Source organism: Pseudoalteromonas sp. bablab_jr010, from assembly GCF_016464105.1.
Lineage (GTDB): Bacteria > Pseudomonadota > Gammaproteobacteria > Enterobacterales > Alteromonadaceae > Pseudoalteromonas > Pseudoalteromonas simplex.
The window spans coordinates 90,047-103,235 of the sequence record NZ_JACDWV010000087.1 but is presented as its reverse complement, the minus strand read 5'-3'; the positions used below and the strand labels follow the sequence as shown (position 1 = coordinate 103,235).

At 42.2% G+C, this 13,189-nt stretch carries 11 protein-coding genes and 1 tRNA gene; 11 read left to right on the top strand and 1 reads right to left on the bottom strand.

All coding sequences use genetic code 11. The features are described 5' to 3' along the window. Positions 1-82 precede the first annotated feature (82 nt). A complete protein-coding gene (locus JIG37_RS08985; protein ID WP_199529210.1) occupies positions 83-874 on the top strand; it encodes a DUF4124 domain-containing protein in 792 nt (263 codons plus the stop codon). Here JIG37_RS08985 and JIG37_RS08980 read toward each other — a convergent pair. Next, positions 865-1,329 carry a globin gene (locus tag JIG37_RS08980; RefSeq protein WP_166341606.1) on the bottom strand — a complete coding sequence of 155 codons (465 nt, stop codon included), beginning with the start codon at positions 1,327-1,329 and terminating at the stop codon, positions 865-867. The genes JIG37_RS08985 and JIG37_RS08980 overlap by 10 nt on opposite strands. Before the next feature lie 243 nt (positions 1,330-1,572). On the opposite strand from JIG37_RS08980, the gene JIG37_RS08975 reads away from it, so the two are divergent. From JIG37_RS08975 to JIG37_RS08930, 10 genes are all read left to right on the top strand, one after another. Further along, positions 1,573-1,649, top strand: a tRNA-Met gene (locus tag JIG37_RS08975). Between the two features lie 289 nt (positions 1,650-1,938). Next, positions 1,939-2,394, top strand: coding sequence for a ribosome maturation factor RimP (rimP, locus tag JIG37_RS08970; RefSeq protein WP_054553177.1), 456 nt, complete (start codon positions 1,939-1,941; stop codon positions 2,392-2,394). A gap of 38 nt (positions 2,395-2,432) precedes the next feature. Next, complete coding sequence (gene nusA / locus JIG37_RS08965) at positions 2,433-3,932, top strand: transcription termination factor NusA (RefSeq protein WP_054553176.1); 1,500 nt, start codon at positions 2,433-2,435, stop codon at positions 3,930-3,932. 25 nt (positions 3,933-3,957) lie between these two features. Then, on the top strand, positions 3,958-6,615 hold the full coding sequence (infB, locus tag JIG37_RS08960) for a translation initiation factor IF-2 (protein ID WP_054553175.1): 2,658 nt from the start codon (positions 3,958-3,960) through the stop codon (positions 6,613-6,615). 110 nt (positions 6,616-6,725) lie between these two features. Beyond that, complete coding sequence (gene rbfA / locus JIG37_RS08955) at positions 6,726-7,130, top strand: 30S ribosome-binding factor RbfA (protein WP_054553174.1); 405 nt, start codon at positions 6,726-6,728, stop codon at positions 7,128-7,130. Next, on the top strand, positions 7,130-8,074 hold the full coding sequence (gene truB / locus JIG37_RS08950) for a tRNA pseudouridine(55) synthase TruB (RefSeq protein ID WP_054553173.1): 945 nt from the start codon (positions 7,130-7,132) through the stop codon (positions 8,072-8,074). The genes rbfA and truB overlap by 1 nt, the downstream gene beginning before the upstream one ends. A gap of 110 nt (positions 8,075-8,184) precedes the next feature. Then, the gene (gene rpsO, locus JIG37_RS08945) at positions 8,185-8,454 is read left to right on the top strand and encodes a 30S ribosomal protein S15 (RefSeq protein ID WP_054553172.1); all 270 of its coding nucleotides are present in this window, start codon (positions 8,185-8,187) and stop codon (positions 8,452-8,454) included. A gap of 242 nt (positions 8,455-8,696) precedes the next feature. Then, positions 8,697-10,826, top strand: a complete 2,130-nt coding sequence (pnp, locus tag JIG37_RS08940) for a polyribonucleotide nucleotidyltransferase (RefSeq protein WP_054562096.1) — start codon at positions 8,697-8,699, stop codon at positions 10,824-10,826. A 128-nt stretch (positions 10,827-10,954) separates the two neighbouring features. Continuing rightward, positions 10,955-11,833, top strand: coding sequence for a lipoprotein NlpI (nlpI, locus tag JIG37_RS08935; RefSeq protein ID WP_054553170.1), 879 nt, complete (start codon positions 10,955-10,957; stop codon positions 11,831-11,833). After that, on the top strand, positions 11,817-13,019 hold the full coding sequence (locus JIG37_RS08930) for a hypothetical protein (RefSeq protein ID WP_054553169.1): 1,203 nt from the start codon (positions 11,817-11,819) through the stop codon (positions 13,017-13,019). Before nlpI ends, JIG37_RS08930 begins: the two co-directional genes overlap by 17 nt. The last annotated feature ends 170 nt before the right edge of the window (positions 13,020-13,189 follow it).

Sequence of the window (13,189 nt, the reverse complement as noted above, 5' to 3'; positions counted from 1 at the left end):
AATTGAATTAACTACGAAACAAACTAGGAGATAGATCGATAAAGTTAGTGTATAAATAAGGTATAACTATGGAAGGCAAAAAATGAAATCTAACACTATTAATACTCATATTATTTGGGCTACATGTTTATTTATAAGCACTGCGGCGAGTGCATCAGTGTATCAGTGCGAAAAAAATGGTGTGGTTGAGTTTAGTCAGTTGCCATGTGGGGAAGATGCTAAATTAATAACAATAAAAGAGCAAAACCCTTTCCTATCCAATGCTGTACAAGGAAAAAGTACTGAGTCAGTATATTCTCAAACGACTGGTCAAGTTGATAGCTATATCAGGACCAAACAAATAGCAGCAGAAATAGCTGAGCATAATAATAAAATAGATACCTTTAAGCTTCGTATGAATAATGAAATTGCAGCATTAAATAATCAGTCCGATGCGCAGTTACAAAACTTAGTTGGTGCAAAAAAACAAGCCGCTATTGCAAAGCAAATGAGTGCTGTATCTGAGCGTTATGCTGTTCTTATTGACAATGAACAGCGAAGTATTGACAGACTAATCGCCGAAAATAACAGAATAAACAATAGTTTCAATGAACTATCAAATAACGATGAGGTTGATAGCTTTATTCGTAGCAAACAAATCATGCAACAAATCGCTGAGCATGAAAATAAGATCGATACTTATAACGAACAACTAAACCAACAGATTAGCCTACTAGAAAAGCAAGTTAGCCATAGACCAAATAACTTAGCTGACGCAAATAGTGATCAAGCTTTAGTTGATAAAATGAGTGCGTTGACAAGCCGCTTCAATACACTTATCTCTGTTGAGCAAAGGCAAATTGATAGACTTCGAAATGAACTGAGTCAATTGTGAGCTTTATAAACCAAGCGTCTTGTTTTAATAGAAACCACGGTAGAGTGTGAAAATAAGTAACTTTTCACAATATTAGAAAAAATACGAATAGCCAGCTCCCAAGCTTGTTGCTGATGGCTATTGTAGGTCTTGATAAAGAGTAGACGAGTCTCAATAAAAGCCTCACAAAGAATATCAATATCTTTTGACGCTACGTTTAAAAAGCTCAGGTTATTCGCTAAATAATGAATAAACGGCGTGACTTGCTGTAAGTCATCAAGGTGACTTACTACTTTGTTGAGCGCACAGTAAAGAATATAGCTACGCTTAGTTATGCTGTCTTGCTCAGGCACTGTCATGGTTAACTGACGAGCATTAAGACTGCGATGATATGCGCTTGTAAACTGATGGAAATCTGGTTTTAGCAATTCAATATCTTGTAGTAACAGTCTTTTTTGAAATGAAGATAGACTCATAGTAAATCGCTTAATAGCCAAGGCTATAGGTTATTCTTATTATATGACTAAATATAGACGAGAATTTTCAGTTATGGGAAATTTTATGACAAGGTTGTCATAAAATTTTTAGGCAAAAAATAGTCTAACTAATTCATGTAGGAAGGTTGCTAATTGAGCGCTACATGCTTATAATAGCCGCCATTGAATTGAGGTGTTTAGCACTCGATTAAACGATATTAAGTTACTTTTAATATCTATTGGCGCGGGATGGAGCAGCCTGGTAGCTCGTCGGGCTCATAACCCGAAGGTCGTCGGTTCAAATCCGGCTCCCGCAACCAAATACATGCTAAGGCATTGTAAGTGTACTTAGTATGCACAGTAATTTTTACTGTATGAAGTCGCGCATTCTGGTAATGCGCGTTTTGCGTTTAGGCTATCTAGTTTAATTTAGTCAGGTGACTGACTCGCAACCAAGCTTGGCCCTAGGCCACACAGTTTTATGCTTTAGGTGTGACGCCCCGCTTGGTTCGGGGCGTTGTTGTATCTGCTTGGCGGTGATTTTAAATCATTATTAAACTCAGTATTTCAGGGCTATATGCCCTTTTTTTGTTTGTATGGAGGATTTTCGTGACAAAACTTGAGCAAGATTTAGTAGCCATGCTCTCACCGGCCGTTGAAATGTTAGGCTTTGAGTTACATGGTCTTGAGTTTGTGCAAGCTGGTCGCCACTCTACATTACGTGTTTATATCGATCACGATGCAGGGATTACGGTTGACAATTGTGCCGACGTTAGTCGTCAAGTTAGCGCAATTTTAGACGTCGAAGACCCAATTACAAATGAATATGATTTGGAAGTTTCGTCTCCTGGTGTTGATCGTCCATTATTCAAACAAGATCACTACGAGAAGGCGCAAGGAGAAGAAGTACGCGTGCGTACTAAGCTTCCGCAAGATGGTCGTCGTAACTTTAAAGGCGATTTAGTATCAGTTAGCAGTGATATGATCACACTTTCAGCAGATGGCACTGAGCATATGATTATGATCAGTAACATTGAACGTGCGAACATCATCGCAAAGTTTTAATTCGAGTGCGAAGGAATAGGGCAAGCGAGGCATAACCCATGGCAAAAGAAATATTATTGGTTGCTGAAGCCGTCTCCAATGAGAAAGCGGTTCCAAAAGAAAAGATTTTTGAAGCGTTAGAGTTCGCATTAGCGACTGCGACAAAGAAAAAACACGATGGCGAAATTGAAGTTCGCGTATCAATCGATCGTAAAACAGGTGATTACGACACATTCCGTCGTTGGAAGATTGCTGAAGTTCTTGAAGATGGTTCTTTAGAAAACCCTTACAGCGAAATCACACTTGAAGCGGCACAGGTTGAAGACGAAAGCCTACAATTAGGCGATTACGTTGAAGAACAAATTGAGTCAATCAAGTTTGACCGTATTACAACACAAATGGCTAAGCAAGTTATCGTACAAAAAGTACGTGAAGCTGAGCGTGCATTAGTGGTTGAAGAATACAAAGATCAACAAGGCGAATTAGTAACAGGTGTTGTTAAAAAAGCAACCCGTGATGCTATCGTACTTGACCTAGGTAACAATGCTGAAGCGGTTATCTACCGTGATGATATGTTACCGCGTGAAAACTTCCGCCCGGGTGACCGTATCCGTGGTCTTCTTTATGAAGTTAAGCCTGAAGCTCGTGGCGCGCAGTTATTTGTAACGCGTTCTAAGCCAGAAATGCTAATGGAACTTTTCCGCATTGAGGTGCCAGAGATTGGCGAAGAGATGATTGAACTACGTGCAGCTGCACGTGATCCAGGCTCTCGTGCAAAAATCGCGGTAAAATCTAACGACAAACGTATCGACCCAGTAGGTGCGTGTGTTGGTATGCGTGGTGCACGTGTACAAGCAGTTTCAACTGAGCTTGGTGGTGAGCGTGTTGATATCGTTCTTTACGATGACAACCCAGCGCAATTCGTTATCAATGCAATGGCGCCAGCAGAAGTTGCGTCAATCGTAATGGACGAAGATACACACTCAATGGATATCGCTGTTGAAGCCGATAACCTAGCACAAGCAATCGGTCGTAATGGTCAAAACGTTCGTCTTGCTAGCCAGTTAACTGGTTGGGAATTAAACGTAATGACCGTTGATGACATGCGTGCGAAGAACGAAGCTGAATCAGATAAGCTAATCAACTTATTCACTGAGTACCTAGATATCGATGATGAGTTTGCAACATTACTTATCAACGAAGGTTTCTCGACACTTGAAGAAGTGGCTTACGTACCAGCATCAGAATTCTTAGAAATTGACGGTTTAGATGAAGAAACAGTTGATATCTTACGTTCACGTGCAAAAGACGCATTAACAACGAAAGCGCTTAAAACTGAAGAAAGCTTAGAAGGTGCAGAACCTGCAGAAGACCTTCTAGCACTTGAAGGTTTAGAGCGTCACCTTGCATTTGTTATGGCAAGTAAAGGTGTAGTAACACTTGAAGACTTAGCTGAGCAAGGCATTGATGAGTTAGTAGACATCACTGAACTTTCAGAAGAAGAAGCTGGCAAGCTAATTATGGCTGCGCGTAACATTTGTTGGTTCGCAGACGAGTAATTTATTAACGGAGGTATTACACACTATGGCAGAAGTAAATGTTGAAAAACTAGCCGGAGATATTGGTACAACTGTTGATAAATTACTACAGCAGCTAGAACAAGCCGGTATTTCTAAAAAAGCAGGTGATATGGTAACTGAGTCTGAAAAGTCGACGTTATTAGATCACTTGAGCAAGCAGCACGGCGGCACGGGCTCAGAAGGCCCAGCTCGCATGACTTTGCAACGTAAAAGCAAAAGTACGCTAAGCGTAACTGGCTCTACAGGTAAAGCGAAGTCTGTGCAAGTTGAAGTACGTAAAACACGTACTTACGTTAAGAAAAGCGCCATTGAGCAACAGCAAGAAGAAGAGCGTTTAGCTGCAGAAGAAGCTGCACGTAAAGCAGCAGAGCTTAAAGCCCAGCAAGAAGCTGAAGAGCTTAAAGCGAAACAAGAGGCAGAGCGCAAAGCGAAAGAAGAAGCTGAGCGTAAAGCCAAAGAAGAGGCTAAACGTAAAGCTGAAGCTGAGCGTAAAGCGAAACAGAAGCAGATGACCCCAGAGCAAAGTGCTAAGTCTGAACAAGATCGCGCCGAAGCTGAGCGTCTGCAAAAAGAAGCAGAAGAGGCCGCATTGAGAAAAGCTGAAGAAGAAGCGAAACGTCAAGCAGAAGAGGCAAGAAAGCTAGCTGAAGAAAATGAAGCTCGCTGGAAAAAGGAAGAAGAAGAGCGTAAGCAGCGTGAAGAAAACGCTGATCACCACCTTACGACTTCTACTTACGCACGTGAAGCAGAAGATGAATCTGATGCACGTGAAGAGCAAAGCGCTCGTCGTAAGAAAAAGAAAAAAGGACCTCAAAAAGAGAAACAGCCTACAGGTCCTAAAGGCAAGAAAGGTAAGCTGAAAGCACCAACGTCTTTACAACATGGTTTCCAAAAACCAACAGCAGACGTGAAAAACGAAGTTCGTATCAGTGAAACAATCACTGTTGCTGAGCTTGCATCACGTATGGCTGTTAAAGGTGCTGAAGTTGTTAAAACGATGATGAAGATGGGTGACATGGTTACCATCAACCAAGTGATCGACCAAGAAACAGCACAACTTGTAGCTGAAGAAATGGGTCACAAGGTTATTATCGTTAAAGAAAACGAATTAGAAGAGAAAGTACTAAGCGATCGTAGCGAAGAAGGTAAAGCAATTCCTCGTGCGCCGGTTGTAACGGTAATGGGTCACGTTGACCACGGTAAAACGTCAACACTTGACTACATTCGTTCAGCAAAAGTTGCTTCAGGTGAGGCAGGTGGTATTACACAGCACATTGGTGCATACCACGTTGAAACAAATGGTCACATGATCACGTTCTTAGATACTCCGGGCCACGCCGCGTTTACATCAATGCGTGCTCGTGGTGCTAAAGCAACGGATATCGTAATCCTAGTCGTTGCTGCGGATGATGGTGTAATGCCACAAACTAAAGAAGCGGTTCAGCACGCCCGTGCTGCAGGCGTTCCTTTAATCATCGCAGTAAACAAGATGGATAAAGAAGGCATCGACCCAGATCGCGTTAAGAACGAACTAGCACAATTAGACGTTATCCCAGAAGAGTGGGGTGGTGACACGCAATTCGTTCATATCTCAGCAAAAACAGGTTTAGGTATTGATGACCTACTTGAAGCAGTACTAATGCAAGCTGAAATCCTAGAGCTAACTGCACCAGCTGAAGGTATGGCTGCAGGTGTTGTAATTGAATCACGTCTTGATAAAGGCCGTGGTCCAGTTGCGTCAATCCTAGTTCAGTCTGGTACGCTTAACCAAGGTGATATCGTACTATGTGGTCTTGAATATGGCCGTGTACGTGCGATGAAAGATGAGAACGGTAAAGATATCAAGTCTGCGGGTCCGTCTATCCCAGTTGAGATTTTAGGTCTATCAGGTATCCCTGCTGCTGGTGATGAAGCAACAGTAGTTAAAGATGAGCGTAAAGCACGTGAAGTAGCACTTTACCGTCAAGGTAAGTTCCGTGAAGTGAAGCTTGCTCGTCAACAAAAAGCGAAGCTTGAAAACATGTTTACGAACATGGCTGAAGGCGATGTATCAGAAGTTAACATCGTTCTTAAAGCTGACGTACAAGGTTCAATTGAAGCAATCGCTGATTCATTAACTAAGCTTTCTACTGATGAAGTTAAAGTGAAGATTGTTGGTTCAGGTGTAGGTGGTATCACTGAAACTGATGCAACGCTTGCAGCGGCGTCAAACGCAATCGTTGTTGGCTTTAACGTACGTGCTGATGCATCAGCTCGTAAAGTAATTGAGTCAGAAAACCTAGACTTACGTTACTACAGCGTAATCTACAGCCTGATTGAAGAAGTTAAACAAGCGATGTCAGGTATGCTTGCACCAGAATTCAAGCAAGAGATCATTGGTCTTGCTGAAGTTCGTGACGTGTTCAAGTCACCGAAGATTGGTGCAATCGCAGGCTGTATGGTTACTGAAGGTATCGTTAAGCGTAGCGCGCCTATCCGTGTACTTCGTGATAACGTGGTTATCTATGAAGGTGAACTTGAGTCACTACGTCGCTTTAAAGATGACGTTCAAGAAGTACGTAACGGTATGGAATGTGGTATCGGCGTTAAGAACTACAACGATGTTAAAGTTGGCGACCAAATCGAGGTATTCGAGACGGTTGAAGTACAACGTTCACTTTAATTTCGTTTAAGTTATTGCTTTAAATGGGGGCCTAGCCCCCATTTGTGTATTCGTAATTAAATTAACTTATTCTTTAACATCAATAAGTTATTATTTTAGAGTGAAATGAAATGAGAGAATTTTCTCGCACTGATCGTGTTGCACAGCAAATTCAAAAAGAGATTGCTGTTATTCTTCAACGCGAAATCAAAGATCCACGCTTAGGCATGGTGACAGTGTCTGCGGTTGAGGTATCTCGCGACTTATCTTACGCAAAAGTATTTATCACAGTGTTTAATACTGATGATGAAGATAAAGCCAAGCAAAGCGCTAAAATCTTAAATGAAGCAACGGGTTATATTCGTTCTTTATTAGGTAAACGTATTCGTGCGCGCATCATGCCTGAGTTACGTTTTGTGATCGATAACTCGCTTATGGAAGGTATGCGTATTTCAAACTTGGTTGACTCAGTTATTCGTGAAGACAATGCCAAGCATGTAGACGAAGATGACAGCGAAGAAGGCACTAAAGACTAATGGCTAGACGCAGTAAAGGTCGTGCTATTGACGGCATCTTATTACTTAATAAGCCGCAAGGTATTTCATCAAACAAAGCATTGCAGCAAGCAAAGGGAATTTACTTTGCACAAAAAGCAGGCCACACCGGTGCGCTTGATCCGCTCGCGACGGGTATGCTGCCTATTTGTTTTGGTGAAGCGACAAAGTTTACCCAGTTCTTGCTTGATACTGACAAAACCTATGTTGTACGCGCCAAACTTGGTGAGCGAACCACGACCTCTGATTCAGATGGTGAAGTGGTTGAAACGCGTGACGTATCGGTCACCCGTGAACAATTAGCTGAGCAAATTGCCAGTTTCTTAGGTGAGTCGGATCAATACCCTTCGATGTACTCTGCGCTTAAATACCAAGGTCAGCCTTTGTATAAATATGCCCGCGAAGGTATTGAAGTGCCGCGTAAGTGTCGAAAAATTAATGTATTTAGTTTAACGCTTGATGAGTTTGATGAAGCTAATAACGAAGTACAAATGACGGCACACGTCTCTAAAGGCACTTATATTCGTACTATTGTTGACGACTTAGGTGAAAAACTTGGCTGTGGTGCGCATGTCATCATGTTACATCGTAGTGCTGTTGGCCACTATCCAAGTGAAAAAATGGTTACTCTTGAGCAACTTGAAGAAAAGCTACAGCAGGCAAAAGCAGACGATGTTGCGCCTTCAAGCTACCTCGATGAGCTATTACTGCCAATGGATACTGCTTTGGTTGATTTACCTGTGATTGAGATCACTCAAGAGCAGGGAGTGGCATTTAGTCATGGTCAAACAGTGGTGATTGGTAAGCCTGTACCAGATGGTGTGGTAAAGGTAATGGCTGATGGGGTGTTCATTGGTACTGGTGAGCGTCATAAAGACGGCCACTTAAAATCAAAGCGCGGCTTATCAAATCAACTGCCTGAGTAAAGATTACCTTGTAGTTATGAGCAAAGCTGGGTAGAATACGCCCCGCTCAATCGTTTTGGCTGAATTAGTGATCGGCTAAAACACAATTTAAATTAATTTTTGGAGTTACTATGTCACTAAGCAATCAAGAAAAAGTTGAAATCATCGCTAAATTTGCACGCGCTGAAGGCGACACTGGTTCACCTGAAGTACAAGTTGCACTTCTAACTTTCGATATCAACAAGCTTCAAGGTCACTTTGCTAGCCACAAGCACGACTTCCACTCACGTCGTGGTCTTCTTCGCAAAGTAAGCCAACGCCGTAAACTGCTTGACTACCTTAAAGGTAAAGACATTGCACGTTACACTGCGTTAATCCAAGAGCTTGGCCTACGTCGCTAAGAACTAGATTACGAGAAAAGGGGCTATTTAGCCCCTTTTTTTGTGCGCGCATGAAAGGTATACTAGCGCACACCTAGGTAGTGGATACTGCTTAGATATCAAAAAACATCATTGCCAATTGTAGTACTTAATCGTGTTTTCATAAGCACAATTAAGTACTGTAATTGGTACTTTGATGGACTATTTTTTACCAATTCGGAGCACAGCTCTGAGTTGCTTTTACATTTAAAGGATATTTTTAAGTGCAAGCAATTATTAAAGAATTTCAACTAGGTCAACACACTGTGACCCTAGAAACAGGTGCTATCGCTCGTCAAGCTGACGGCGCAGTACTAGCAAGCATTGGCGACACTTCAGTATTAGTTACTGTTGTTGGTAAGCGTGATGCACAACCAGGTCAAGACTTCTTCCCACTAACAGTTAACTACCAAGAGCGTATGTACGCTGCGGGTCGTATCCCTGGTGGTTTCCTTAAGCGTGAAGGTCGTCCTAACGATGGCGAAACACTTATCGCTCGTCTAATCGACCGTCCAATCCGTCCACTTTTCCCAGACGGCTTCGTAAACGAAGTACAAGTAATCGCGACAGTTGTTTCTGTTAACCCAGAAATCCAACCTGACATGGTTGCTATGATTGGTACTTCAGCAGCACTTGCTATCTCTGGTATTCCATTCAATGGTCCTATCGGTGCATCACGTGTTGGTTTCATCAACGGTGAATACGTACTTAACCCAACACTCGCTGAGCTTGAAGAAAGCCAATTAGACCTAGTAGTTGCTGGTACTGATAACGCAGTACTTATGGTTGAATCAGAAGCTGAAACACTATCTGAAGACGTAATGTTAGGTGCGGTTGTTTATGGTCATGAGCAATCTCAAGCTATCATCAACGCAATCAACGAGTTCAAAGCTGAAGCTGGTAAGCCTGCTTGGGATTGGACTGCACCAGAGAAAAACGTAACACTTGCTGAGAAAATCTCTGCAATTGCTGCTGATAAAGTAGGTGAAGCATACCGCATCACTGACAAAGTAGCGCGTAAAGAAGCACTAGGTGCAGCGAAAGAAGAAGTGGTTGCTACATTAACAGCTGAACTTGCTGAAGGCGAAGAGCTAGATACGCAAGAAGTTGGCAAACTATTCGGTTCTTTAGAAAAAGAAATCGTTCGTGGCCGTATCATCGCTGGTGAAAAACGTATCGATGGTCGTGAACCAGATATGGTTCGTGCACTAGACGTAATGACGGGTGTTTTACCTCGTACTCACGGTTCTGCAATCTTCACGCGTGGTGAGACGCAAGCACTTGTAACTGCAACGCTTGGTACTGAGCGTGATTCACAGTTAATCGACGACTTAACAGGTACTAACAAGCATCACTTCATGCTTCACTACAACTTCCCTCCGTTCTGCGTAGGTGAAACAGGTTTTGTAGGCTCTCCTAAGCGTCGTGAAATTGGTCACGGTAACCTAGCTAAGCGTGGTATTGCTGCGGTACTACCTACACTTACTGACTTCCCATACTCAATCCGTGTTGTTTCAGAAATCACTGAATCAAACGGTTCATCGTCTATGGCATCAGTATGTGGTACGTCACTAGCACTTATGAACGCAGGTGTACCAATCAAAGCATCTGTTGCTGGTATCGCGATGGGTCTAGTTAAAGAAGGCGACGATTTCGTTGTTCTTTCAGATATCTTAGGTGATGAAGATCACTTAGGTGACATGGACTTTAAAGTAGCGGGTACTTCAAACGGTATCACTGCACTACAAATGGATATCAAGATCGAAGGTATCACTAAAGAAATCATGCAAATCGCTCTTAAACAAGCGAAAGCAGCACGTCTACACATCTTAGGTGTTATGGACGAAGCGATTGCAGCACCTTCTGAAGAGTTATCTCAATTCGCACCTCGCATCTACACAATGCAAATCCCTGCGAAGAAAATTGCTGAAGTTATCGGTAAAGGTGGCGCAACTATCCGTCAACTTACTGAAGAAACTGGCACAACGATTGAAATCGAAGATGACGGTACAATCAAGATCGCTGCAACTGATGGCATCAGCGCAAACGATGCAATCAAGCGTATCGAGCAATTAACTGCTGAGCTAGAAGTAGGTACTATCTACACTGGTAAAGTTGTACGTATCGTTGATTTTGGTGCGTTCGTTAATATCCTTCCGGGTAAAGACGGTCTAGTGCACATTTCACAAATCAGCACAGAGCGTGTTAACAACGTAACTGACCACCTAAGCGAAGGCCAAGAAGTTAAAGTTAAAGTTCTTGAAGTAGATCGCCAAGGTCGTGTACGTCTAAGCATCAAAGAAGCAATGGAACCAGCTGCTGAAGAAAAAGCAGAAGAGTCTAAAGACGCTTAATGATGATTGAATAACCAGTTATTTGCTGGATATAAGAAAAAGGGGCTGTTTAGCCCCTTTTTTTATGCTTTAATGAAACCTATCCGCTTCGCTTTTGTCTACAGAGAATTCAGGTATTAAGGAATTTAATGATTTTTAAACACTTAGCATTGACCGCTGTGGCTATTTTTTCTTTAAGTGCATGTCAAACAACTTCACAACCTGAGTCAGTCCCTATTGTTAATGTGCCTTTTACCGCACCATTAGCGCCTGATTTTCGTAACGAAATTACGATTGCTCGCTATTCTGAACTACTAAATCGTGCTGATTTAAGTGCCGAGCAACAAGCCAAACTTTATTACGATCGCGGTGTATTATTTGACAGCTTAGGTATGTCGACCTTGGCGCGTATTGACTTTAACCGTGCGATTAAGCTTAAACCAGACCTAGCAGAGGTGTATAACTTCTTAGGCATTCATCACACACTAATGCAGCAGTATGAACAAGCTTATGAGTTTTTTGATTCGGCACTTGAGCTTAACGAGCAGCATGAGTATGCCTATTTAAATCGTGGTATTGCCCTTTACTATGGTGATCGTCCATCACTCGCACAAGATGATTTACAGCAGTTTTTAAATCGTTCACCAAGCGACCCTTATCGAGTGCTATGGCTTTATTTAGCTCAATCAGAAGCTGATAAAGCGCAGGCCTTAGTTGATTTAAAAGCTAACTCGCAGGGTGTTGATGAGTCTCAATGGGGTTACCAACTGTTGGCACTTTATTTAGGTGACATTAGTGAGTTTGAGTTTTTATCTGGCATTATTGAAGGGGTGACTTCAGAGCAAGAGTATGCGCACCGCTTATGCGAAGCTTATTTCTACCTAGCGAAGATGCATCAAGCGGCGGGTGATAACTACCTTGCTGCCGATTACTTTAGACTTGCACTTGCCACCAATGTGCATGAGTTTGTTGAATACAAATATGCCCGCTTAGAGCTTGAGTTAATGGCTGGTGAAAACGCAAGCTAAGGTTTTTTTTACTGTTATTCTATTGCTGAGCTTGGGTTTTGTTTCAAGCTCAGTGTCTCGTTTTATTCCCGCTTACGCTTTTTATGCAAATACCACTCCTTCACAAGCAACGGCTATCTATCACTTGGCGCCCAGCGCCATTAATTTGCAGCATTTAGTGCTGCGAAACTCACAGCTTCGCCAGTTAGCAAAGCTAAATGATAGTAATGCTGCGTATCAGCTTGCGCTCAGATTTTTGCAGCAACTAGATTACAACGCAGCAAAATTATGGTGGCAGCCTTACTTTGCTAAATTCACTTCAGCGCAGCAACAAACCTTAGCGGAGCAGCTAGTTAGAGCAAACCAGTGGCTCGATATAAGTTACCTAGGTAAAGCTGGCAAGTTACCTGACGGAGATGCCAAGCAAGCTTGGCTGTTGCAGCAACAAATGCCGCCAGCTCAAATTGACCCAGCTTATGCGCAGCAACAGCAATTAGCCTTATCAACATCAAGTGTACAGGCAAGCAGTCAGTGCCAATTTAATGTTTTAATGATGACAGATCATTACAAAGGCATTGATACTTTAAAGCAGTATAAGCAGCAATACAGTAAAGCGCCTGAGCCTGCAAAAGGCAGCTTTTGTTTTACTGAGGTTGTTTATGTTGCCGATAAGTTTAGCTGTGATGGCAACGATGGGGCGCTTGAATGTAACTGGCAAAATGCGGCTGAGTATTCATGGCCTGAAGGTTTTGACTTTATTGTGATGATGTCAAAGCAAGGGGCTGCTAATGTGCTTGGCGGGATTATGCATATTAATTCATCGCAATCCTACGCGGTATTTCTACATGAGCTAATGCATTTTAATGGTTTTGAAGATGAATATGTTTTAGCAGAGCAAAAACAACAGTGGCTGTGTAATCAACAGGGGCTAGTTGCGCCAAATCTATTTATTGCAAATGAGGTTTCTCCGCCAAAAGGGTGGCAAAAAAGTATCGCTTGTAGCAACAAAAAAGCCTATAAACCAAGCCCTAATTGGTCAATAATGCAATACCAAACTATGAGCCTGTCTGAGCAATACCGAGAGCTTTGGCAAAAACAAATTAACCAGCCCTTAACAAAGCCGATTCGGTTTTCTGAATATTTTGCCTTTTTAGGCTTAAAGCCAGTGTTTACAACAGCTTCCAAAGAGCATAAATTTTCTGACTAATCGTCTATTTATTGCTATTTTAGTATGCAAAGTGGTTAAATGTTGTGCGAATAGGTGTGTCTCCTATAGACAAAATAGCACCTGATCAGTATAACTATACGCATTGTAAGCTTTTTTTAAGCCAACTTTTAACCATCCAAATGAACAGTACGCAACTAATTAAAACTAGA